At 30.0% G+C, this 25,059-nt stretch carries 20 protein-coding genes and 1 pseudogene; 5 read left to right on the forward strand and 16 right to left on the reverse strand.

Translation table 11 applies throughout. The features are described 5' to 3' along the window. Positions 1–40: 40 nt before the first annotated feature. The 13 genes and pseudogenes from KDK92_RS06760 to KDK92_RS06820 all read right to left on the reverse strand — a co-directional run. Positions 41–616, reverse strand: a pseudogene (locus tag KDK92_RS06760) (DsbA family oxidoreductase); the annotation flags it as partial. Between the two features lie 366 nt (positions 617–982). Further along, positions 983–1,429, reverse strand: coding sequence for a MarR family winged helix-turn-helix transcriptional regulator (locus KDK92_RS06765; RefSeq protein WP_250858434.1), 447 nt, complete (start codon positions 1,427–1,429; stop codon positions 983–985). Between the two features lie 146 nt (positions 1,430–1,575). Beyond that, on the reverse strand, positions 1,576–2,889 hold the full coding sequence (locus KDK92_RS06770) for an MFS transporter (protein WP_250858435.1): 1,314 nt from the start codon (positions 2,887–2,889) through the stop codon (positions 1,576–1,578). A 61-nt stretch (positions 2,890–2,950) separates the two neighbouring features. After that, on the reverse strand, positions 2,951–4,534 hold the full coding sequence (locus tag KDK92_RS06775; RefSeq protein WP_250858436.1) for an RNA polymerase sigma factor: 1,584 nt from the start codon (positions 4,532–4,534) through the stop codon (positions 2,951–2,953). Positions 4,535–4,828: 294 nt separating this feature from the next. Further along, on the reverse strand, positions 4,829–5,806 hold the full coding sequence (locus tag KDK92_RS06780; protein ID WP_250858437.1) for an SDR family oxidoreductase: 978 nt from the start codon (positions 5,804–5,806) through the stop codon (positions 4,829–4,831). 147 nt (positions 5,807–5,953) lie between these two features. Further along, positions 5,954–6,601, reverse strand: coding sequence for a TVP38/TMEM64 family protein (locus tag KDK92_RS06785; protein ID WP_250858438.1), 648 nt, complete (start codon positions 6,599–6,601; stop codon positions 5,954–5,956). Positions 6,602–6,917: 316 nt separating this feature from the next. Further along, positions 6,918–7,823 carry a response regulator gene (locus KDK92_RS06790; RefSeq protein WP_250858439.1) on the reverse strand — a complete coding sequence of 302 codons (906 nt, stop codon included), beginning with the start codon at positions 7,821–7,823 and terminating at the stop codon, positions 6,918–6,920. 103 nt (positions 7,824–7,926) lie between these two features. Further along, positions 7,927–8,172 carry a hypothetical protein gene (locus KDK92_RS06795; RefSeq protein WP_250858440.1) on the reverse strand — a complete coding sequence of 82 codons (246 nt, stop codon included), beginning with the start codon at positions 8,170–8,172 and terminating at the stop codon, positions 7,927–7,929. Between the two features lie 6 nt (positions 8,173–8,178). Then, entirely contained in the window at positions 8,179–9,372 is a 1,194-nt protein-coding gene (locus tag KDK92_RS24795; protein WP_250858441.1) for a DUF1835 domain-containing protein, read from the reverse strand. A gap of 172 nt (positions 9,373–9,544) precedes the next feature. Further along, positions 9,545–10,738: an MFS transporter gene (locus KDK92_RS06805; RefSeq protein WP_250858442.1), complete on the reverse strand. Its 1,194-nt coding sequence runs from the start codon at positions 10,736–10,738 to the stop codon at positions 9,545–9,547. Positions 10,739–11,049: 311 nt separating this feature from the next. Further along, the gene (locus KDK92_RS06810; RefSeq protein ID WP_250858443.1) at positions 11,050–11,739 is read right to left on the reverse strand and encodes a response regulator; all 690 of its coding nucleotides are present in this window, start codon (positions 11,737–11,739) and stop codon (positions 11,050–11,052) included. 26 nt (positions 11,740–11,765) lie between these two features. Continuing rightward, the gene (locus KDK92_RS06815; protein ID WP_250858444.1) at positions 11,766–12,941 is read right to left on the reverse strand and encodes a sensor histidine kinase; all 1,176 of its coding nucleotides are present in this window, start codon (positions 12,939–12,941) and stop codon (positions 11,766–11,768) included. 416 nt (positions 12,942–13,357) lie between these two features. Continuing rightward, positions 13,358–15,610, reverse strand: a complete 2,253-nt coding sequence (locus KDK92_RS06820; protein ID WP_250858445.1) for a glycoside hydrolase family 3 C-terminal domain-containing protein — start codon at positions 15,608–15,610, stop codon at positions 13,358–13,360. 217 nt (positions 15,611–15,827) lie between these two features. Here KDK92_RS06820 and KDK92_RS06825 point away from each other — a divergent pair, with 217 nt between their 5' ends. The 3 genes from KDK92_RS06825 (at position 15,828) to KDK92_RS06835 (ending at position 19,068) form a co-directional block, all read left to right on the forward strand. Continuing rightward, complete coding sequence (locus KDK92_RS06825) at positions 15,828–16,952, forward strand: helix-turn-helix domain-containing protein (RefSeq protein ID WP_250858446.1); 1,125 nt, start codon at positions 15,828–15,830, stop codon at positions 16,950–16,952. A gap of 141 nt (positions 16,953–17,093) precedes the next feature. Next, the gene (gene ilvB, locus KDK92_RS06830) at positions 17,094–18,761 is read left to right on the forward strand and encodes a biosynthetic-type acetolactate synthase large subunit (protein WP_250858447.1); all 1,668 of its coding nucleotides are present in this window, start codon (positions 17,094–17,096) and stop codon (positions 18,759–18,761) included. Positions 18,762–18,765: 4 nt separating this feature from the next. Then, positions 18,766–19,068 (forward strand): ACT domain-containing protein, encoded by a 303-nt coding sequence (locus KDK92_RS06835; RefSeq protein ID WP_250858448.1) that lies wholly within the window; start codon positions 18,766–18,768, stop codon positions 19,066–19,068. Positions 19,069–19,121: 53 nt separating this feature from the next. On the opposite strand, the gene KDK92_RS06840 is transcribed toward KDK92_RS06835, so the two are convergent. Further along, the gene (locus KDK92_RS06840; RefSeq protein WP_250858449.1) at positions 19,122–20,315 is read right to left on the reverse strand and encodes an acetate/propionate family kinase; all 1,194 of its coding nucleotides are present in this window, start codon (positions 20,313–20,315) and stop codon (positions 19,122–19,124) included. A gap of 510 nt (positions 20,316–20,825) precedes the next feature. Between KDK92_RS06840 and KDK92_RS06845 the strand changes: the two genes are divergently transcribed. Further along, complete coding sequence (locus KDK92_RS06845) at positions 20,826–22,286, forward strand: S41 family peptidase (RefSeq protein WP_250858450.1); 1,461 nt, start codon at positions 20,826–20,828, stop codon at positions 22,284–22,286. A gap of 76 nt (positions 22,287–22,362) precedes the next feature. Here the strand turns inward: KDK92_RS06845 and lpdA are convergent, their stop codons facing one another. Then, entirely contained in the window at positions 22,363–23,724 is a 1,362-nt protein-coding gene (gene lpdA / locus KDK92_RS06850; protein ID WP_250858451.1) for a dihydrolipoyl dehydrogenase, read from the reverse strand. Positions 23,725–23,853: 129 nt separating this feature from the next. Here lpdA and KDK92_RS06855 point away from each other — a divergent pair, with 129 nt between their 5' ends. Then, positions 23,854–24,192, forward strand: coding sequence for a winged helix-turn-helix transcriptional regulator (locus tag KDK92_RS06855; RefSeq protein ID WP_250858452.1), 339 nt, complete (start codon positions 23,854–23,856; stop codon positions 24,190–24,192). Positions 24,193–24,327: 135 nt separating this feature from the next. Here KDK92_RS06855 and KDK92_RS06860 read toward each other — a convergent pair whose 3' ends face one another. After that, the gene (locus KDK92_RS06860) at positions 24,328–24,900 is read right to left on the reverse strand and encodes a hypothetical protein (protein ID WP_250858453.1); all 573 of its coding nucleotides are present in this window, start codon (positions 24,898–24,900) and stop codon (positions 24,328–24,330) included. Positions 24,901–25,059 lie beyond the last annotated feature (159 nt).

The following is a 25,059-nucleotide window of genomic DNA, read 5'->3' on the forward strand; positions in this document are numbered from 1 at the left end:
TTACTAACTATCCCTATTAGTAAAATCCTCATATACTTAATTACATATAATTCTTAATTATAAGCTCTTTAAGTTGATCATATTTTAATGAACCTGATATTTTATACTCCTTATTAACTATCATTGTAGGCACTGAGTTAACCATATATTGTTTAGCTAAATTTATATCATCTTCAACCATTTTCTTTACAGCTTCACTATTAAAATCCTTTATGAACTTTTCTCTGTCCAATCCGGCTTCAGCTGCTACATCATATAAAACTTCTTTATCTGCAATATTTCTTGCTTCTGTAAGATGTGCTTTTTGAACTAAATCGAAATAATTAGAGTGAGCTATTTGACCTCCTTGAATTTCTGCTGCTTTACATCCTAGAAGACCAGGCATAGAATAAGGATAATTGAAATCTCTACTTTCCATTAATTCAACATTTATTCTATCATCATCTTCATCGTTTCTTCTTGCCTCTCTCCAATGATTTAATATCACCTTTTTCACATTTTCTTGCGATCCAAATACTTTAACTGCATCATTATAACTTCTAGATAATGCAAATGCTCTATTAATAATCTCAATTTGAGGAAACTCCTCAACTAACTTTCTTAACCTAGGCGAGAAAGTATAACAGTGTGCTCAAAGCACATCATGGAAATATTCTATTATTATTTTTTTCATATAAATCACTCCTTCTAATTTCACTTTTCTAGCTTTCTGCTTAACAACTAAGTTATATTTCTAATTAGTAATATAATCTTTTATTGAGAAAAGCTTATATATTCATTTAATTTCATATAATTTAAATTTAAAATGTAATTTGTTATTCTTTCACTCTTAATTATTTATCCATACGAAGTTTATACCTTTACTTTCAATGTATTTCTTTCAAATTTTATCAATAATATAAAATGTATTTAGTTTTTTCTGTTCAAGAGTAATTTAATTCTAATTGATATAATACTAACTAGTACTATATAGTTAAAAAAATTAAGTTTCACTCAATTTTTTTAATAGCATTATAAGAATTTTTTTCTCTTCTTTTGTCAATCCCCCTAATACTCCTCTTACTTCTTCTACATGTTTTGGAAATACTTCATCCATTAACTCTCGTCCATTCTCTGTGATACTTATTAATGTCGCTCTTCTATCCTCTGGATCAGAGAGCCTTTTAATCAAACCTCTTTTTTGAAGATTGTCTATAACCACTGTCATATTCCCACCAGTTGTTAGCATTTTTTCTATTATTTCCGAAATACGCAAATCACCTTTATGATAAAGGGCTTCAAGTACTCCAAACTGCGAAATTGTCAATCCTCCCTCTTTAACACTTTTTAAATTCTTTTTATGAACCGACTGGTTACATCTAGACAATGCAATTACAAGACGTAAATTTAAATCATTAAGTTCGCCATACGATATTTTGTTATTATTCATATTTCAAATATACTACTAGTTAGTATTAATGTCAATAGAATATTTCATCTATCTTTCAATTCTAAATTCTAAAAACAAATAAAAACCACTATATCGTGGTTTTCATAGTCTAAAAATCAATAAACTCTCAGTTAAATAATTCTTTATTATATAGATTTTATCTCTTCAACTGTTGTCATGAATATAGTTAACAGTATCATTAAAACACCGCAACCTATAGGTAATATCCATGGGTTTATTGTATCAACTAACAAGCCACCAATAATTGCTCCAACAGGTGCTAATCCCATAGATAGAGTACCAATGGTTCCAAACACCCGACCTCTTTTATCATCTGGTATAAGTTTCTGCATTGTTACTCCTACTGGAACATTGATAAATATAGATGACCCCGCCATTATGAAATAACATATCATCAATAATATTAAATACTGGATATTGGTCAGTTTAAAAAATATTTCTGAAGTTATTATTCCTACTAAAAATATCACTGATGAGAATGTTAATATGCATGTTATTATTCGTTTATAGTTTTTCTTTGCTTGTGGTAATACTGATAGGGATAATGAAGCTATAAGCATTCCAACTGGGAACATCATGTTGAGCATGCCAAGCTGTTTTGGGGAGAATCCCCAAACTTTTGTCACTATATAAGGAACCGGTATTGTTAACCCCATCATTATAAACATATTAAAGCATATAACGAATAATCCAAATACAAGTAACCACTTTTGAGTTATTATATACTTGAATCCTTCTATTAAATCTCCCCAAAAACTTCCATTCCCTTTTTTTTCTCTCTTCTCTTCATTTTTCTTTTCCTCAACACCATAAAGCTTTTCTCTCGCGTTAAAGTCAAGAAACATTTCTGATATACCTGAAAAGACGAAAGAAATACCATTAACCAATAGAAATAATCTGATATCGATAAGTGCGAAAACTAATCCACCTATGAAAGGTCCAGCTATTGTAGAGATTGATGTTATAGCCTCATTCAAAGAATTAACTCTTGTTAAATTCTCATCATCAACTAGATTTGGTATTGATGCTGTTAAAGGCGTGTTAAAGAAAGTACTACATGTAGCCAGCAAAAATGTAGCTATATAAATATAGGTCAACCTTAAACTATCCATTACACTTAACCCTAAAAGTCCTAATACAATCATCCCGCTTAGGATATCCAGACAAACAACCATCTTCTTTCTATCAAACCTATCTGCCATTACTCCTGAAACTGTTCCAAATATAACTCTAGGAAGTGTTCCTATTGCCAAAGTCAAGGAGAAATTAAGCCCAGAGCCTGTAGTTTTCAATATATAGAGACTTATAGCAAAGCTATATATGCTACTTCCAAATAAAGATACTAACTTTCCTAATAAAAGCAAAATCATGTTTTTCCATACTATCATATTGTTCCGTTTTTTCTTTATAATTTCCTCAGCTGAAGTAATGCTATTCATTCTTTATCTCCCTCCATAATTTTATTTATAATTAATCATATAAACATATATAACTTAATACTTATTTAAGTTCCTTTTGATCAGCAAGAACAATAAATGCTGATAATAATTCATTGCACGGTTTTGGAATCTCAATACCTCTCTGCAAATACATATTATTCATTGTATTTACTATAAAAGCTTCTACCTGTTTGAGACTTGCTATCACAGGTATCTGATCTCGTACAAAAGATGGTGCATAATTCTTCAACAGTTTCTCTGTAACAGGTCCTATTTCCTTACACTCCATAAGTATTTTCTCAATTGCAGGATCTAGAATATTCTTAAGTTCTTCAAATTGCTCCTTTGTAAAAATAGGCATATTCAAGGACATATCTCCAAAATCATTTTTAACGTATCCACTCTGTATAAGATTCATAAGTTCATCCTCTTCATGTATACTTAAATTACCGTAATCCCCCTGTGCAATCCCAATAACCACCTCACCTACTACCTTCTTACATAATCCCTGAACCTTTCGATCTACTATATAATAATCTATCCCCCTGATGAGATTATTCATTCTGTCATTATATTTAAATATACCTAGATCAAAATTGTTATCCCCATACTTTCTTTCAAGTCCCCACATATATTCTTGAGAACTATCGCCATCTGCGGACATTGACTTCATTACTTCCTCCAAAAATCTGGTTATCATGGCTTCCTCAAGACAAAACGTTGCCATCTGCCACATGAATGTATTTTTGCTCATATCATTGCCCTTGAATTTTATACCTCTTATCTCATCTTCTTTTTCATTTAAGAAATCCATTAAATTACATGCAACATTGGAATATATTTTATTTGTCTTATTATGTAATTCCTCCTCAAACTCCTTTGTGAATATAATTATATTTGATTGAACCTTACTGTTTCTCATCTCTCTCAATAGATTGTAATTTTTAAGTACTCTTATCTCATCTTCTAAATAGACACTTGCCACGCCCAACTCTATGCTGAGGTCTTCAATAAGTACAGGTTCATAATAAGCCTCTAACATTATATTTCCTGGTAACTTTTTCTTAAAAATTTCATTACAATAATTTCCACTAGCCCCCCAAGCGTAGATACTAAATTTTCTTGGGTTAAAACTTCTTTCTCCATTCTCTCTTATCATATTCATACCTTCCTTGATCTTTTTTCTTGATTTGAACAAGTACTGCTTCACCATATTCACTGATATATTTAGTCTTTCAGCTATTTCATCGCAACTTTTACCCTTTATGTAGTATAGATTCATAGTTTCCCTATAGAATCCAGACAGTATGGAGAGTTCTCTGTATAAAAGCTGTATTTGCTCCTGTTCCATAGGATTGACGTATGACGTATACTCTAAGTTAAAATAAACTTTCTCACTTAACTCTAGATTATTGTTCCTGATATTCTTCCTTAAGTAAGCCTTAAACACGTTCCTTGAAATAGCCCACATCCATCCATGAAATTTATTGAGGTCCTTTAATCCATGAGCTGATTTGTATAAATTCATTATTATTTCTTGGGACAAATCCTCGGCTTCATATCTATTACTTACTCTCTTTAAAGCAAAAGAGAATATTATATCTATAGATTCTTTTATTTTTTCATAAACAGCGCTATTCTCCAAAATTTAATCCCCCTTCAAGTAATCCCCTCTGAGTTTCATTATTACTTCCATGTAAATTTGCACCTTCAATTATATAGTGTTGTAAATTAAGATATAGTTAGTGAAATCCTCAAAAAGTTTATTATAATATTTTTTATTATAGTATTTTTTTACCAATTATCAAACATTAAATAACAACTATTCTGGAATAATGATATTATTAAAGTTTGAAAACACCTTTGATGAATGACGTTTTACAATTATCTAAATCTGTGCAAACAAAGAAACCACGATCTCATCGTGGTTTCTATTTTATTACTTCTGTTCCAAAACTAATTCTATTTTTTTGATCATTCTTAAGTCCTTATTAACATGATTTTTATCACAATACCACCTATATGACTTTTCCAATCCTTCCATTATACCAATAGTAGGAATATGTAAGCCATGGGCTTTTAATTTTTGAATATCTAACATATAGGTTACATCTCTAAATGGGAAAAATTCTCTTGAAATTTTTATATTGAGCTTATCCATAAAAGATTTACTTACCTTTACAATTTCAATTTTGTTATCTGCTGTTTCCATTGCTGTTTCTACAAGATGCTGCCACGATATGATATCTGGATGTGTAATATTATATGCTTGTCCAATTGCCGCATCACAATATAATGCACTTTCAAAAGTTTTTACTAGATCATTAATATGAATAAATTGAGTTGTTGTACTTCCTTCTGGTATAGGGATATCCAATCCATTAGTTATCCTATCAAATAAATAACTCTCTCTATATAAGTTATTCCCTTCCCCATATATATAAGTGGGTCTAAACATTGTACAAGGGAATTTTTCTTTTTCATATAAATCAAATAGGTAATCCTCAGCTTCTTTTTTATTTAATCCATAAGCTCCCCAATTAGGATTTTCTCCTCTAGAATACTCCTCGGAGACTATTTCATCTGACGGTATATATACTCCACCAGAACTACAGAATACATACCTTTTTATTCTACTAATATCAAGTACAGATATAAGATTTTCTACATCCTCTTTAGTATATGCTGAAATATCAATCACAAAATCATACTGCTTATCAGCTAAACCTTTTTCTAAATCGTCGATTAATTTTCTATCACCCTTAATATGATTTCTAACTCCATCATAGTCAACATGTTTTAATCCCCTTGTAAAAATATCTACAGTATATCCTTGTGCTATTAAATATTTAGCAACAGCCTTTCCCACAAATTCTGTGCCACCCATAACTAAAATCTCTAAATTATTATGTTCCATTTCACCCCTCCTAATATTCAATTATTCTTACATTTCACATCATTTATGCTATACTACTTATTAATAGTATGTATTATATATACCATTTTATTTATTATTTGTCAATTCAATGCTTCTTTATTAATATATAGTATATCATTTTTATCATTATTCACCCTTTTTATTCTTCAAATTTATCTTTTTCCATATTCTTAAAGTATAATATGAAATGAGTATCACACTAATAGCTGCAATAACTATAAACCCATTTGATCTTTGAAAACCCTCCCCCATAAATCCATATAAAAATATTACAGGTGAAGCTGCTAATATTATAGTTAACATATATTTTTTATAATCCAATTTCATACAAGCTGCAGTCAATGTTATTGCATCTGAAGGAAGTACTGGACACGCTAATGCCAAAGCTAAAAACTTGTACCCATAGGTTTTGATATGTGCTATTAGCTCTTTATTCTTTTCAAAATATTTCTCTCCAATAAACCATCTTTGAAAATATCTTCCTACTATATACATTATAGTTTGACTTATTATTAAAGCTATAAAAGATAAAACGAACCCTTCATATGCTCCAAATAAAACACTTCCAATGAATATAAAAACAGTTTGTGGAATAAATAATATTACTCTAAAGCTGGATAATAAAACAAATATCACTCTCATTTTCACGGGATTAGTTCCTATAACCTCATTAATTTTGTTAATATCCGTTGTTAATAATCCTTCTTTATATAAAACAACTGCAAGAACCATCCAAATGCTAATTATTAATAATACTTTATTTCTTCTTCTCAATTTAATCCCCCTATATTATCTTCTGTAAAATAAAAATCAATATTTGCTTTATTTTTTTGTAAGACATATCCACATTATAACATTCTGGTATATATAATTGCATGTATTTCAAATATTAGGCTTCACAACTTAACTTCCATTGCTGAGCATACTGCTAAATCTATTTGTTTATTTTGTTATGCTTAAAAGTAACCTATAGGGTAAGGGCTTCACTTAAAAGGGTCTTTTTTCAAAAACACATTAACTATTCTCAACAAAAACACAAAGGAATCTCATATTAATGAAATTCCTTTGTGTTTATTTATGTTTAAAAGATTTAATTCAATTCAGTAACAAATTTCAATAAATCAGACTTTTTGGAAGATACATCGCTCCTAATTATATCTAATACCTTGCTGATTTGTTGGAGTGATAGCTTTGTTCTCTTAATAGATTCCGTAACTTCTTTATCATTTATGATTTCATCAATAAAATTCATATCTACTTTAGACACGAAATCTCCATCCAAAACTCTATTTATTGAGTTTATTACATGTTCCTGTGAGAAAGGTTTTGGTATAAAATCCATCGCTCCATTTCTCATAGATAAAATGACATTGCTTAGTTCACTTTTTGCTGAACACATTACTATTTTTGCATCTGGAAAACATTGAATTAACTCTTTAGTTGCAGAAATACCATCTAACTCTGGCATGCCAATATCCATTATGACTACATCGGGTTTTAACGCTTTATACTTTGCAATTCCTTCTAATCCGTTTGAAGCTTCACCAATAACTCTAAAATCATAATTCGTTAAAAATTCCCTAACGATTTCTTTCAAGAAAGACGAATCATCAACAATCAGAATTTTCTTATTTACATGATTATCTTTTAAATCATAATTTTCAATTCGATTCAACAACATTTTCTTTGCATCATTAATTTCCTTCATGTCACAAGTCAACTCTTTAACCTTTGATTTATACGCAGAAACAATATTCTCATCTGAAGTTTCGTTTAGCAACCCTCTTATTGCATCAAGGTTGAACCCATACTTTTTTAATTCAAGAATACGAAGCAACTGACTTACTTGCTCGTCAGAATAATACCTATATTTACTAACTTCATCGATGTGTATAGGTTTTAGCAATCCAATCTCGTCATAATATCGTAGTGTACTAACTGACACCTGAACAATTTTTGCTATTTCACCGATAGATTTCATTTTAAATTCGTTCATAACTTCCTCCTCTGCAACTTAAATTTTACTATGTTATTAACAGTATAGAGTATCATGTAACTTGAGAGTCAATAACTATCTAAAGTAAATAATATCTCGTAGTTCATACTTCTTTTTTTGCTAAACCAATTCTTTGAGCTGGTGTAAGCTTTTTCTTATCATAGCTTGTACTAATATTTGCAAAGTTGAAGTAAGTACGAAATATCTGAAATAGCATATGTGCATACTTTGGATTATAATTAGAGTAAATGTATGTTTTTCCACCACCTTTAGCTGAAACAAGTGGTCTTTCAAGCAAGTTGATACTTCTTCTAATTTCCTGTTTTATTAGCCCATCTTTCAAGTTCATAACTTTTTAATTTTTCAACCCAACACTAATATACGGTTTAAGTTGAATGTGTAAATGTTTATCTGTTAAATCTTCTAAAAAAAGTATTATAGCTTCTGTTTTGATTTCTTCACCATTTTCATCTTCATACATTTCAACTATGTATTCAATATTACCTACCAAACTTTGATTGATACTAATTAAGTCTCTACCTTCTTTAAACCAACTTAGAGAAAACACATTATTATCATCATAATCTAATATTAATTTATTAGATAAATCTATTGTATTCCACTTAGTTATATGTGTTGTGTCAACTACTAACTCCTTTTCTTTCTCCTCCAACAAATAATGATAGAATCCGTCTTCATCTATTTCACAATTCTTTTTAAATAGCTTTGTAAAAAATTCATTCAAGTTACCAAACACTCTTATTTCAAAATCTCTCATAGTTTCAAGTCTTCCTCGATATTCAACTTTTCCACTTTCAATTAACTTTCTAACTCTATAATCAATATAAGTATCACCAACAAGTTGATGTGATTTTCCCATAGTCATTCCAATAACTCTGGCAGCTTTTTTAAAATTAAAGGTACAGTTTGATAAGATATCATAATCATAATAACTTTCATCTACCCCTATTATTTTATTTTCCTTTAGAATTCTCAAATTTTCTTTTGATATTCTAAGAACTTCCCAATCATTTATTAAACGATTACATTTTTCCTTTTCTAATTTTTTCATTGTTGAAATTATATGATTTATTTCTTCTGGAGCACACTCCCCCAAAGCTCTTGGTTTATATCTATTGCCATTATAATCCCCTATATATGATTGTGAAACATTCACCTCATATAATTCTTTATTTCTCAATAGCGCATTTAAATATCGACGCCCTACTTGATCACCAGTATTTTCACCATACCATATTACAATTTTTGAATCTGAATCAATATTTTTTATACTTTCATATGTATCAATAAATTCTTTCTCAATATCTTCAAAATAATCATAATTTGAAACCTGTTTTAACACCTTTTTAAACCATTTTATCCTGTTTCTACGTCCTGTATCAGTATCAATTTCATATATTGGTCCAATTGAATAATCTTCGCTGAAAGCTATTACTTGGCCCTTAAATTCATTTTTATTACTATGAAAAAAGTATTTCATTAACCCTGCTGCAGAATCTCCAAAAACGATATGTACAAATTTACCCACCTCTTATTTCTCCTTTCAAATTCATAACATATTTTGATTTAGTTCTATTCTATATTATAGTCTGAAAAGTTATAAAATAAAAATCCTCTTCTCCTTCATTTTCAAGGAAAAGAGGAGTACTCTCATAGCTTACATGAAGCGACTCAATTCTTTCTGTAAATCTCCCTCAGAATTAAACTATTTTATTCATACTTTTGTCGTTAACACCCTCTAAATCCTTTTTCCTATTTACCCTAAACAAAGTTCCTATCAATATACAACACACTATTAATATTGCCCCCTGTATATAAAATACCATATCACTGCTTACATATTGATAAATAGCTGTTCCTGCTAAAGGTCCTATAATTCCCCCTATTCCAGCAGCAAAACTATATAATCCATAAGCCTTACCCCTTTGATTTTCGCCTGTCATTTCACTTACAAGTGCTTTCTGTGCAGGACCACTTAACATTCCACCAATGCATGTAACAGTATATATTATCATGAATGCATTAAAACTTTTAAATACAGGTATAATTAATGTAAAAACTGCATCTATCATGATTCCAACAATCATAAGTTTATATTTCCCATGCTTATCTGTAAACTTTGCTAGTCTTGAAGGTAACATAGTCGATAATATAGCTGCTGGTATAAATAAATAACTTATTTGTGTAATACTTTTTGTAATATTATCTCTTATATATAACAAGAATATTGGTGCTAGAAGACTTGTAACAGTTGAAAGAATCATTGTTATTACTAAAAATTTAATAAATCTCCCATTTATCATTACAGAGTTATTTTCACTTTCACCAGAACAATCATTAATTGTCTCTCTACAATTTTTAATTCCTGTATACAATGCCAATATAGCTACTATAAAATAAATTCCAAAAACATATATAAATTTATCATCACCTTGATATGAAAATATAATTGCAAATCCAATAATTGATCCAATAATTGAACCTTTGCTTGAATTCTGTCCTACAACTGCAAAATTATAAGCTCTATCAGAATTTTCACTTACATCAGATATCATTGTATTAATACTTATCCATAAAAATGCTGAAGCAATACTTTGGACTACTCTCGCTGCTAGAATATAGTTATAACTATTTCCTACTAAAAATAATCCACTTACAATCATATAACAGAAAAGTCCAATTATAAAACAACATTTTCTACCTTTAGTATCAATTAACTTACCAACCAAAGGTCTTATCAATATACTGCACAGTGAAAATACTGAATACAATAATCCAACTTCAATAACACTTGATCCCATACTAGCTGCATATATAGGTAATATAAATCCAATAAATGCTAATGGAAAGGAAATATAATATACTGCCTTATTAATACCTAATGATTTTTTCATACAATTCCCACTACCAAAAGTTAATTGTTCACAATCCTAAATATTTTGGTAATGGAACTCACCTCACTTTCATTATTTTATATATCTCAGTCTAAAAATTTACTTATTTGAAAAATTCAAAAATAAAATTTGGATTCAAAAATTTCTTTGGTTAAAATCACATCTAATCTATTTGAATAAGTTCGATTCTGAGCTTAAATCTCTATAACTCCTTATAAGTTAATAATACATCACATCCCTAATTATTCCATCTAACAAAAGTAATGTTTTTAGGCATAAAAAAGAAGGTATCTTTACCTTCATGCATGACTTTAGTCATATTGTTTTATATACAAAGCTAACTGTGTTCTATCTCTCACTTCTAGTTTACCAAGAATTTTAGTAAGATGATTTTTCACTGTACCTTCTGTTATATAAAGTATTTTGCTTATTTCTTTATTACTTTTCCCATCTGCAACCAGTTTTGCTATTTGATTTTCTCTAGCTGTAAGTGCTTCATATCTGCCTTTTATTACATTTCCATCTTTTTCTGCATCATTACTATTCTGAGTATCTACGCTTTCATGGGAACTCATCATAGTGTTAAAAGCCTTAACAACCTTAGATGCAATTTCAGGCTGAAGAAGAACATTTCCAGAATAAACTGTTTTAATACCATTTATTATTTCATCTGATTTAACATCTTTTAAAATATATCCATCGGCACCATTTTTTAAAGCATCAAATATATATTCTTCCTCTTTAAAGGTAGTGAGAATAAGAATTTTTATATTATTATATTTTTCCTTTATAAATTTAGAAGTTTCTACTCCGTCCATAATAGGCATTCTAATATCTAAGAGAACTACATCAACATTATCACTATTAATCTCAAGAAATTCTAAAGCTTCCTGCCCATTTGAAGCCTCACCACAAACATTGATATCATCACATAAACTAAGAGTCATATTGAGACCTTCTCGTATTATTGAATGATCATCCACGATCATAACATTTATCATCGTAACACTTCCTTTTCAAATAATTTTTACGCAGGTATACTTACCTCTACTACAAACCCTCTATCTATATTTCCATAAAAATCAATTTCACCTGATACTGCGTCAATTCTATCCTTCATGCCCTTAAGTCCATTACCAGATACAATGTTTTTACATCCCTTTCCATTATCCTTAATATTTAATTTTATATCCTTATCTGTTTTTTCTAAATTAATAAAGAAATGAGATGCTTGTCCGTGTTTAATTCCATTAGTTATAGCTTCTTTTATAGTTATATATATTATATTTTTAATATTTAGTTCAATATTCTCGATACTATCATCAGCAATATTATAATCAAATTTTATTCCTTGGGAAATAGTTAACTTTTCTATAAGGTTCTCTATGGAATAAATTAATCCCTTTGAAATTTCATTATCCTTCAGTGCATATATTGCTTTTCTAACATCTTTCATACTACTTCTTGCTATATCCTGTGATTTAATTACTACCTCTTTAGCTTTTTCTGGTTTGCTATCTATAATCTTTTCTAAAAAATCAAGGTGCATTATAAGTGCAGTTAAGGAATGTCCTAGAGAATCATGAATCTCTTGAGCTACTCTATTTCTCTCATTTTTTATAGTAAGTTCTTCTACTTTTAAAGAATATTCCTTGAGCTTCTCATTAGCTTCTTTTAATTCATTATTTAGCTTTTTAACTCTTGATTTTTCTCTATTATTAAATTTAAAACTCATAAATGAAAAAATATTTACTAAGTAAATCAAAAAATAGACTACATAATTGATTAAATTCTCTCTCCAATACTGGGGTGAAAAAATATTATGAAATAAACCCCAATAAATACAAAGCATAAAGGCATATATAGTAAAATGAATAATAAAAAATATACGACTCATCCTTCCTTCCATAAAAACAATTATTTCATATAAAAGAAAAAACGAATATACAAGAGTATTTCCTCCAGCCTTATACATCAATAAAGAACATATACCTAAAGATATTGACAATGAAATTGCAAATTTTTTATTATTGTTAAACCAACGATCATATCTTAAATTATCATTTAAGATTGCAATTAAAAAAATACCTCCATATAAAATTGCTGTTGATGGAGTATTGTAATCTTTTAAAATTATATTCAAAAAAATAAATATCATTATTCCATTTCTAAAATAATCATTATATTTTATAAATTTATTCATTGACTTCAGCTCCATTATGTTATTTAATCCAAGTTAGCCTAGAACTTAACCATATATTTACATATATGTATTGTACTATGATTTCCCCATAATATCAATAATACTATAAATTGGTAAAAATAAAAAAGGCGCTTCGCGCTTCGCTAGGGAACCCTATGGTTCCCCTCGACGCAACTATCGTTGCTGAGCCCCCTCCTTAAACCGGCTGGGGAAACACTTCCCCTACAACCCCTTCATTTTTTTACTCTATAAAAAATCACTTTCATTGGAATAGTTGTTCAAATCAATAACTTATCCACAGATTCATGAATTTATAATTTCCTATAGAGTAAAAAAAGGCGCGTTTCTCGCGCCCTAAAAGAAATGTCACTCATTCTCCCTTATCAATTTGCCTTACCCTTGCCCCAGATTTAAAACTAATCGTTTAATTGCATCAATAAACCTTGTATCATTTCATCTGTAAATGCACCACCACTTAATGCAGCAAGACCTCTTAGGGTAATGTTTTCCATCATATTTTCCATCATATTACCCATAGAATCATCTTGTGATAAATCCATTTCTCCAATAAATCCTTGAATCATTTGCTGCGCTATAGCAGAACCTACCGGATGCTCCATAATCGCTCCCATTGTAGAATTTACTGTAAAGATTTTTTTAATTTCTACTGTAGAATTAACTTTAACTGTTATACTTAAAGGTAATTCTGAAGATGATCCACCTACTAAAATTTCAAATTCTCCAGTTTCTACATACCAGTCTTTAATATCTACATTATAATAAGCAAAAGCACGTTTACTTATTATAAATTCAACTTCTTTTTCTTCCCCTGGTTGAAGTTCAACCTTAGTAAATTCTTTTAATTCTTTTTCTGGTCTTATTACACATGCCTCAATGTCTCTAACATATAATTGTATAATTTCTTTACCTACAGTATCTCCAACGTTTTTAACTTTTACAGTAACTTTAACTTCTTCAGTATCTTCAAATTCTTCTTTATCTACTTTAATATCTGTATACTTAAATGTTGTATAGCTAAGTCCATATCCAAATGGGAATAATGGTTCTATATCTTTAGCATCATAATATCTATAACCTACAAATAATCCTTCATGATATTCTACTTTATCTTCTTTTCCAGGGAAATTAATTGCAGATGGATTATGTCGTAATTTTACTGGGAAAGTTTCAGCTAATTTACCAGATGGATTAACTTTACCATACAAAATATCAGCTATTGCACCGCCTCCAGCTTGACCACCTAAGTACCCTTCTAATACCGCTTTTATGTTATCTAACCATGAAATTTCAATTGGAGAGCCATTAGATAATACTACAACTACATTTTTATTAGCTTTATTTAATGTTTCAATTAGATGAATTTGATTTGCCGGCATATCCATATGCTCTCTATCATATCCTTCTGACTCGTATCTATCTGGTAAACCTGCGAATACTACAACCACATCATTTTCTAATGCTAATTTAACAGCTTCAACTTCTAAATCAGCATTAGGTGCATCTTCATCTAAAACATACCCTAAAGCAAATGCCACATCAGCTTCTTTTTTTATTTCTTCTAATGCATTATTTAAAAATGTAGGATTAATATGTGAACTTCCCCCACCTTGATATCTTGCTTTTTGTGCTAATTCTCCCACAACCATAACTTTTTGATTTTTATTTAATGGAAGTATCTTCTCCTCATTTTTAAGTAATACCATACATTCAGATGCAACTTTTCTAGCTAAATCATTATGAGCTTCTTTATCAAATGTTGCAGTTTCATCGGCATTTTCTATACTTCTAGATACTAACCTTAATACTCTTGTAACTACTTTATCAAGATCTTGCTCATCTAATTCTCCATTTTTAACAGCTTCAACAATTTTTTTATCATTGAGCCCACCATTCCCTGGCATTTCCAAATCCATACCAGCTTTAATACCTTCTACTCTATCATTTACTGCACCCCAATCTGAAACTACTAAGCCTTCAAAGCCCCAATCATCTCTTAACACTTCAGTTAATAAGTTATAATGTTCAGAACAATAAGTACCATTTAACTTATTGTAAGCACACATAACTGTCCAAGGCTTTGCTTCTTTTATAGCAGTTTCAAAACTTGCATAATAAATTTCTCTTAAAGTTCTTTCATCCACAAGTGTATCTACTGAAAATCTTTTAAATTCTTGATTATTTGCAGCAAAGTGTTTAATTGATGTACCTACACCTTGACTTTGTACACCTAAGATATGATGTTTTGCTATTTGCGATGCCAGATAAGGATCTTCAGAAAAATATTCAAAGTTCCTTCCACATAATGGCGATCTTTTGATATTAACAGCAGGTCCAAGTAAGACAGCAACATTTTCCGTATGAGCTTCCTTACCGAGCGCCACACCAACCTCTTCGATTAAATCTCTATCCCATGATGAAGCAAGTCCTACACCAGAAGGAAAACAAGTAGCAGGTACACTTGCATTTAATCCCAAATGATCTGATTCACCGCTTTGTTTTCTAAGTCCATGTGGTCCATCAGTTACCATTATAGATGGTAACCCTAGACGTTCAACAGGTTGAGTCGTCCAAAAGTCTAATCCAGAGCATAAAGATGCTTTTTCTTCTAATGTAATTTGAGCTAAAATTTCTTGAATTTTATTTATCAAAAGAATTCCCCCTTGTTTACATTTTATACTTTTAATTATATACTTTTTATAAATGTAAATTTATTCTTTTTTTTGCTCTTTAATACTTTTTTACGTTTTTGGAGGTGCTATTATTTTTTTTAATTCAGAAGGAAAATTATCAAAAGATCATGTTATTAATATTGCAAATACTTTTTACTATTCAACTGGACTACCTATAGCTTTTTTTGATGAAAGCATGGAAGAAGTATTTAGAATAGGAAATAGAATCGCCCAACCCATAGAGGGTTATTATAATGAATTAATAAATAAAATCATTACTTACGCCAAGGAATTGAATATTAGGAATACTTCTAAAGAATATTTTTCTACCTATAAAGATCTATGTATTTTTAATTGTATCTATCGTAAAAAAACTTTTTTAGGGGTCTATATCATTGGACCAATGAAGTATATTGAGACCGTTAATGCCTTTGATCTAGGTATCAATTTAAAAGAAAGTATTACCCCTATGATTAATATTCGTAATTATTTAGATACTATTCCTATGATAAATCAAATTCAAATTAGTAGTCTTGAGAATATGTTAGATGTTTTAACAAAATCAAATATCCCCATTAAAAACAAGTATTTAAATGATATTACATCTGACAAAAATATATCCATTCCTAATATTGAGATTCAAACATTAATAAAACATCATCCATATAATTTAGAGAAAAATATAATACATGATATTTTACTAGAAGTATCAGATAATTTCTCATATACGTCAATGGCCAATTACCTAATCCCTACATTAAATAGCAAAGATCATTTGCGTTCTAGTAAAACAATAGCAATATGTATGATTACAATAGTTTGTAGGGGAGCAATTGATTTAGGTGTTGACGATAATATATCTTTCACATATAGTGATTATTTTATAGAGAAAGTTGAAGAGTTTACTCGTGTAGAAGATGTAAAAAGGTACATGTATCAAATTATTGTAGTTTATCAAAGACTTGTAAAGGAAGCCAGTGAAAAAAATAAATATACCATGTCCATAAAACTTATATTAGACTATATTCATGATCATATAACAGAGGATTTGAACTTAAAAGACATATCAGATAAATTTAAGTATTCTTATTCTCATTTATCTCATATCTTTAAAAAGGAAATAGGAGAGAACTTTTCTAGCTATGTTAATAGAATAAAAGTCAAAAAATCTATAGAATTACTAAAATGCTCTAAATATTCAATTCTTGATATAGCTGTTATGTTCAATTATAGTCATCAGTATTACTATACTAAAATGTTCAAAAAATATATGGGAATGACACCAAGTGAATTTAGAAAGAAAAACATGATAAGAAAGTAATAACAGCAACTACTATTGCTGAGCCCCCTTAAATCGACAAGAGATATACTTTCCCTCCTCCACACTGCTATATTAATAGATATGTTCTTTAATATATTAGATACGCATATTATGTAATAAGCAGAAAGGAGGTATGTTTTTTTGAAGTATAGTGGGGCCGAAATTATCATCAAATTACTTGAAAGACAAGGGATAGAATATATAACGGGAATTCCGGGAGGAGCGATTCTTCCAATATATAATGCACTTTATAAAAGTAAAATAGTCCATATTCTAGCACGTCACGAACAGGCGGGGGGCTTTATTGCCCAAGGAATAGCAAGAAGCACCGGTAAGGCAGCAGTTTGTTTTGCAACTTCTGGACCAGGTGCAACAAATCTGATAACAGCCATTGCCGATGCAAAGATGGATTCAGTGCCAATAGTCGCAATCACTGGGCAAGTTAATTCTTCTTTAATAGGAACAGATGCATTTCAAGAGATAGACACTTACGGACTTACCGTACCTATTACAAAACATAACTTTTTAGTGAAGTGTGCTAGAGACCTCTTATACATCATACCTGAAGCCTTCAAAATTGCAGAATCAGGCCGCCCTGGCCCTGTTGTAGTAGATATACCCAAAAATGTTCAGTTTCAAGAGGTTGAATTTGATTACTGGCCTGTTTTTCAAGAAATTATAGAACCTATGAACCAAATAAATATATTTGATATGGAACTTGCAATTGAAATGATAAATAACTCAAAAAGGCCTATATTGTATGTTGGTGGAGGGCTAATCCATTCTAATGTGTGGAAATCACTACAATCATTAGCAAAAAAGAATAGTATTCCTGTAACATGCACATTGATGGGGCTTGGATGCTACCCTTCCGATGATCCATTATACCTTGGAATGCTTGGTATGCATGGCTCAAAGCACACCAATCTTATTATGCGTGATACCGACTTGCTTATTTCACTGGGTGTCCGGTTTGATGATAGAGCAACAGGTAACCTTAATAAGTTTTGCCCTAAAGCAAAAGTAATTCATATGGATATTGATCCTTCAGAGATAAATAAAAACAAAAAAACTGACTGCCATGTTGTTGGAGATGTTGGAATTATCATTCAGAAAATGCTGCCGTATATAAAAAGCGATAGTAGACGTGAATGGCTTTCAGTTGTTAATGAAATGAGAAAAAAACACCCTTTTAAAATGCCGCCAAAGCAAGACTATTTGCATCCCCTTAACATTATTAGAAATACTGCTAGTTTTCTAGATGAAGATACCATTATAACTACCGATGTAGGACAGCATCAGATGTGGGTAGCTCAGGTATATCCATTTATGAAACCTAGAACACTGCTTACATCAGGCGGACTTGGTACCATGGGATTCGGACTACCAGCAGCAATCGGAGCTGCGATTGCTAACCCTGAAAAACGTGTTGTTTGTTTCAGCGGAGATGGGTCTTTGCTGATGAATATTCATGACTTGGCAACACTTTCGGATCTTAACCTTAATGTTAAGGTCATAGTACTCAACAATGGCTGCCTAGGTCTTGTAAGACAACAGCAAGAGCTTTTTTACAGTGGAAATTATATTGCAAGTAAATTTAAAACAATTCCTGACTTTGCTGCAGTCAGCAAGGCATTTGGAATAAAAGGTGTTCGTTTGGATGCAAATGTACTTAGTTCTATGCAACATATACAGATGGTAGTTTCTGAGACTGGTCCGTATGTAATTGATGTACTAATTAATCCGGAAGAAAACGTATTCCCTATGGTTTCTCCTGGAGCAGGTAACTATGAAATGATTGGGGGTTAATGCAATGAATTATTACTGTGTTATCATATTAACGGTAAACAATACTGCTGGAGTAATGTCCCACATTACCAATCTCTTTGCAAGGCGTGCTTTTAACCTTGAAGGAATCCTTTGCAGTAGAATCGATGATGGTTCCCTAAGCCAGGTTTATCTTCTAGTAAATAAAGATGATAGACTAGAACAGATTATAAAGCAGTTAATGAAACTTTATGATGTTATACATGTTTCGGTATGTACACATTGCGATGGGCATGTTTTTGAACATTTAGATAAACTGGTTAGACGTGCAGTTTGCATGTATAAATAAAAACCACGATATCTCTATCGTGGTTTTCAATGATTCTATCATTAATATATCTTTTATAATTGACAAAGTTCCTTAGTATCTCTAGCTATCATTAACTCTTCATTTGTTGGAATTGCAAATACTTTTACAATTGACTCTTCTGCACTGATTTCTGCTACTTTACCTGCAACATTGTTCTTTTCTTTATCTATTCTTACTCCTAAGAACTCTAAACCTTCACAACTTGCTTCTCTAGCATCTGATGAGTTTTCACCAATACCAGCAGTGAAAATTATACAATCCACTCCACCTAAAGCACCTGCGTAACTAGAGATGAATTTTTTAATTCTATAATGGAATACATCTAATGATAATTGTGCTCTTTTGTTTCCTTCAGCGGCTGCCTTAAGATCTCTAAAGTCACTACTTATACCTGAAACCCCTAGTACTCCTGATTTTTTGTTCATTAAGTCTGATACTTGTGCTGGAGTTAAATCTAATTCTTGCATCAAGTATGTTACAATTGCAGGGTCTATATCTCCTGCTCTTGTTCCCATTGCCAGTCCAGCAAGTGGTGTAAAGCCCATAGTTGTATCAATAGATTTACCACCATCAATTGCACAAATACTTGCTCCATTTCCTAAATGACATGAAATGATTTTTAAATCTTTAATATCTTTGCCCATCATTTCTGCCGCTACTTGTGAAACATATTTATGAGATGTTCCGTGGAAACCATATTTTCTTATCTTATGATCCTCATATAATTCATATGGAAGAGGATAAATATATGAATGGTCTGGCATTGTCTGATGAAATGCTGTATCAAATACTGCTACCATTGGAGTGTTAGGCATAAGGGCTTTGCATGCATTAATCCCAATAATGTTTGGTGGATTATGTAGTGGTGCTAATTTTGAACACTCTTCTAATGCTTGTATTACTTTTTCATCAATAACTACAGAGCTAGAATAGTATTCTCCACCATGAACAACTCTATGTCCTACTGATGAAATTTCCTCTACATTTTTAATTACTCCATTAGTTTCATCTACTAGCGTGTCAAGAACTATTTTAATTGCATCTTTATGGTCCTTCATGTATTGTTTTACTATGTATTTTTCTCTACCTTCTACCTTTTGAGTTAAACCTGATCCTTCAGTACCTATTCTCTCAATTAAACCTTGAGCTAAACAACTTTCATTTTCCATATTAATAAGTTGATACTTTAGAGAAGAACTTCCACAATTAATTACTAGTACCTTCATATTTTTTCACCTTCCATGTATTATTTAGTTCACCAATTTGGATAACTTATATATATATAACATTAATTCTACAGGCTTCTATAACCATCCAATTAACTTTCTATTTGTATATCATATATAATAAATAGTATATCTTATAATATATGAATTATATATTATAAGATATATGATATATAATAACTCATAGAATTTCAAGTAGTTATAAATAATTCGCAATTTTCTAAAAGTTTTTTAATACCTTATTGTCTATTTTTTGATACGTTTTTTTCTGATTAATAATATGAAGTTACACGTTATTTTTCTCTATTTGTTAAATCATTAACAAACCTATTAAAGACTCTTCATAATGAGATGTCTCTATTACTAGAATCCATTTTCCCTAATATCCACCTAATGCACATAACTTTTATTGTATAATCTTACCATTTAATGTATTATTACATATAAAGTTCAATTATAGGTATAATCAAACACCTTAATCATATTAGAATTATAGAGGAGGCTTTAAAAATGAAACTAAAGAAATTTGTATTATTCACTATTACAGTAATGTTATCTTTTAATCTATTAGGATGTTCCCCAAAGAATAGTACAAACTTAGGAAATACTGAAAGAAAAAAAGAAACTAAAGTAACTAATACTTCAAAAGAAAACAAACAAAAAGGTAATAGTGATAAAGAAAAAAAGCAAAATACAAATACTATACTTTCACACAAGGAAATGAAAGAAGATTTAGATTTTTTAGTTGAAACTTTAGAGAATGTACATCCTAAAACCTATAATGGGTTTTCTGAAGAACAGCTAAATATAATTAATACAGCTTATGAACAGATAAAAGAACCTCTGAAAATAGGAGCGTTTTATTTTATAGCAAATGAGATTGTATGCTCATTTAAAGATGCTCATACAAATATCTACCTGAATCTGAATGGTGAAGATACTATTATTGATTTATTTCCCGTTTGGCTCCGTGATGGATTGTATGTTAAAGAAAGTATTGGTGAATTACAAAAAGGAGATAAGATACTTTCATTGGGAGGGAAAAAAACTGAAGACTTATTAATAGAACTATCAAAATTAACCCCTGCTGAAAATGATAATTGGATAAAATCAATTGGAAGCTTAAATATTATAAAAGAACCTTACTTAAGATATTTAAATATAATAGAAGATAATTATGTCAATGTAAAGATACAGAGAAAAGATAAAAAAATGGAAATAAAACTACCTTTAATAGCAATTAATACCTCCAAAACTGATTCCCTAATGGATGAATCATTTATACATGAAAAATGGGTAAGCTTTACCATAGATAATGAAAATTCACTAGGTATCTTTAAATTAGATCATTGTAATTACAATGATGAATATAAAGAGGGATTAAATGATTTTTTCCAGGAAGTATTAAAAAACAATATACAAAATATAGCTATTGACCTTAGAGAGAATACAGGTGGAAATTCACGTGTAATAAATGAATTTATTCAATATTTAGATGTTGATAACTATTTTGGTTATTCCAGTGAAATTAGATATTCATCTGAGGCTCGTAATCAAAGACCTTCTGAAAAATTATCTGGGTACAAATCCCATTCTGTCAATAAAATCAATAATAGAAAAATTGGAGTTACAGAGATGATATTTAAAGGAACTGTATATGCAATAACATCACCATTTACATTTAGTTCTGCAAACGACTTCGCTGTAGTCTTTAGAGATAATAATATAGGAAAAATAATAGGTGAGCCAACAGGGAATCAACCTTCAAGTTATGGTGATTGTCTTCAGTTTAAATTACCTAACTCTAAGTATGATTATCAAGTATCATTTAAAAATTGGAAAAGACCTAATACAGCTAATGATCCCGAAAATTGTTTAACTCCAGATATAATTGTTTATACAACAATAGAGGATATAATAAATGGACGTGATCCGCAATTGGAAAAATTAAAAGAAGTTATAAAAGAGTAACCACTAGAAAGGGAGTACAAGCACTACTCCCTTTTAGTTTTATTTATGATTCAATAATGAATAATTATTTTTATATTTAGCCTTTAAAAGTAGCAAACCAAATAATTTCAGCAAGAGTTGGATGAGCATGCACTGTCTCTCTTAGATCAGAAAGAGTCAACTTGTGTCTTACTGCTAAAGCCAATTCATGAATAAGCTCTGTAGCATTCTTTCCAATAATATTCGCACCAAGTATTACTTCTGTTTTCTTATCCAAGATAAGCTTTAATCTTCCTTCCGTCGCTTTCTCTAAAATAGCTTTTCCGTTCATCCTCATAGGGAAGTTAATTACTTTAATTTCTTCTTCTCCCTTAGCTTGTCTTTCTGTTAATCCAACTGAAGCAATTTCAGGAGATGTATAAACAACTCTTGGTGCAGTAAAATTCTCATATTTCTTGCTTTTTTCATTCATAATGTTACTTGAAACTATCATACTTTCATACACAGCTGTATGAGCAAGCATTAATGTTGGTACCACATCCCCTACACCATATATATTATCTTTTGTTGATTGTAAATATTCATTAACTTTAATAAACCCATTTTCAGTTTCAACCCCTGCTTTTTCAAGATTGAGTTCATCAATATTTGGTACTCTTCCTATACTTAATAGAACTTTATCGAATATGCGCTCCTCATTAATTGCTCCATCAAAATAACAATTAACTTTATTGTCCACAATTTCAACTTTCTTAACACATGTTGAGGTATGAACTTCTATTTCTCTGTTAGAAAATATTTCTTTAACCATTACGCTAGTATCTATATCTTCAGCTGGCATAATATAATCTGACATCTCCACCATCATAACTTCTGTACCTAATCTTGAATATATAGAAGCAAATTCACAACCTATTACTCCTCCACCTATTACAAGTAACGACTTTGGTATTTCATCATTTTTTAACAGTTCATCACTTGTACATACATATTTACCATCAACATGAATATTAGGTAATAATCTAGCTCTAGACCCTGTTGCAATTACAATTTCATTACCAAAAATAACTTCGTTACTTCCATCACTCTTACTTACTTCAATATGATTAGCATCTACAAATCTTCCATGTCCAAAAATTATTTCACTCTTTTGGCTAGACATATGAAATCCACTTAACATCTCAGTAGTTTTATTTAGTATACCACTAATTTTTTTCATATTAGGATTAACATTTGGGATTTCTACTCCAAACATCTCTGCTTTATTAGCCATTTCAACTATTTCAGCTGATTTCACAAGTGCTTTTGTTGGCATACATCCCTGATTAACGCATGTCCCACCAAAATTTTCTTCAAACTTTTCAATGATACAAATACTTTTATCTGTATGACTTAACATATTTGAAACTTCTAAACCAGCTGGACCACTTCCTAAAATAACTACATCATATCTTTTCATATTATCCCTCCACACAAAATATTTTGACTAGTAATATAATTTATGATAGTTTGTAAGTATCAATAAATCAACTAGGCACTTTTTTGTCACCTAGTATCTAAAATGATACCACTCATCTAGGAGGAACCAATGGAAAAATTCAACAAAGACTATGTTAAAGCCTCCCTATCAGTTATTGGAGGTAAATGGAAGGCCAGTATACTATGGAATATACATCCTAATCCAATGAGATTTAATGAACTAAATCGTGCCATTCCAGAAATCACAAAAAAAATGCTTGTTCAGCAATTACGTGAATTAGAACAGGATGGAATTATTCATCGTACAGTTCATAATGTCATCCCACCGAAAGTTGAATATTCCCTTACTGAGTATGGAGAAACACTGTGTCCAATATTTAAAACTTTACATGATTGGGGAGAAAATCATCTTGCATTTTCAAAAAATATTCCATCTTCTGAAGACTAATATAACTTAAAGCCCAGTACTATTTAATCAAATAGTACTGGGCTCTAAGTTTAAAACTTACCGTATTCATTGTTTAATATGAGGTAATTTTGATTTCATACCTATGTTATTAATATATCTTCACATGAACTATTATCAAATATAAAATTTAATTAATATATGTATGATAAAAATCAAAAAAGCAAGACCAAATAGTATATTTACCAATCCCATAACTCTAAATTTCTTGCATTTCATATGATTTATATACTTCTCAAAATCGCTTTTTAAAACCCCAATGTTTTTCTTAGACTTTGATTTATAAATTCTTATTTCATTATAAAATGAATCAAATACTGATGAGTCATCAATGAGTTTATACTTAAAACCCTTATCTTCAAAATATTGTTCTAATAAACCTTCAAGTGTTTCTTCATCAATATTATAAATATACAATTGGTAAAACTTTTTATAATCTATATACAAAAATATAAAAAATAGAATCATCAAACAAAGAGCAGTTACTGATAAAAACATGTCAAATTCCTCTCCAATAACTTGTGAAGAAAAAATCATAAACACGGGCAGTACTCTTGCTGCTCGTGAACTAATTCCTCTAATTATAAATGGAACTCTTTTAATCTGTCTTATACCAATATAAATCAGATACCCTGAAAAACTTAATCCAAACAAAGTCATAATAATATCATAAATAATTTCGTATTTCATTTTCTCCCTCTCTCATATTTATCAATATACACATTTTATCAATTATTATTAATTTTGTAAATATAAAAACAAACACAACCTTCTCTTAATGAGCTGGCTGAGTTTGTTTACAAAGTTACAATATATTATTTTGACTTTGTTTTCTATCTTTAGAATTTT

It is taken from the genome of Oceanirhabdus seepicola (assembly GCF_023684385.1).
GTDB lineage: Bacteria > Bacillota > Clostridia > Clostridiales > Clostridiaceae > Oceanirhabdus > Oceanirhabdus seepicola.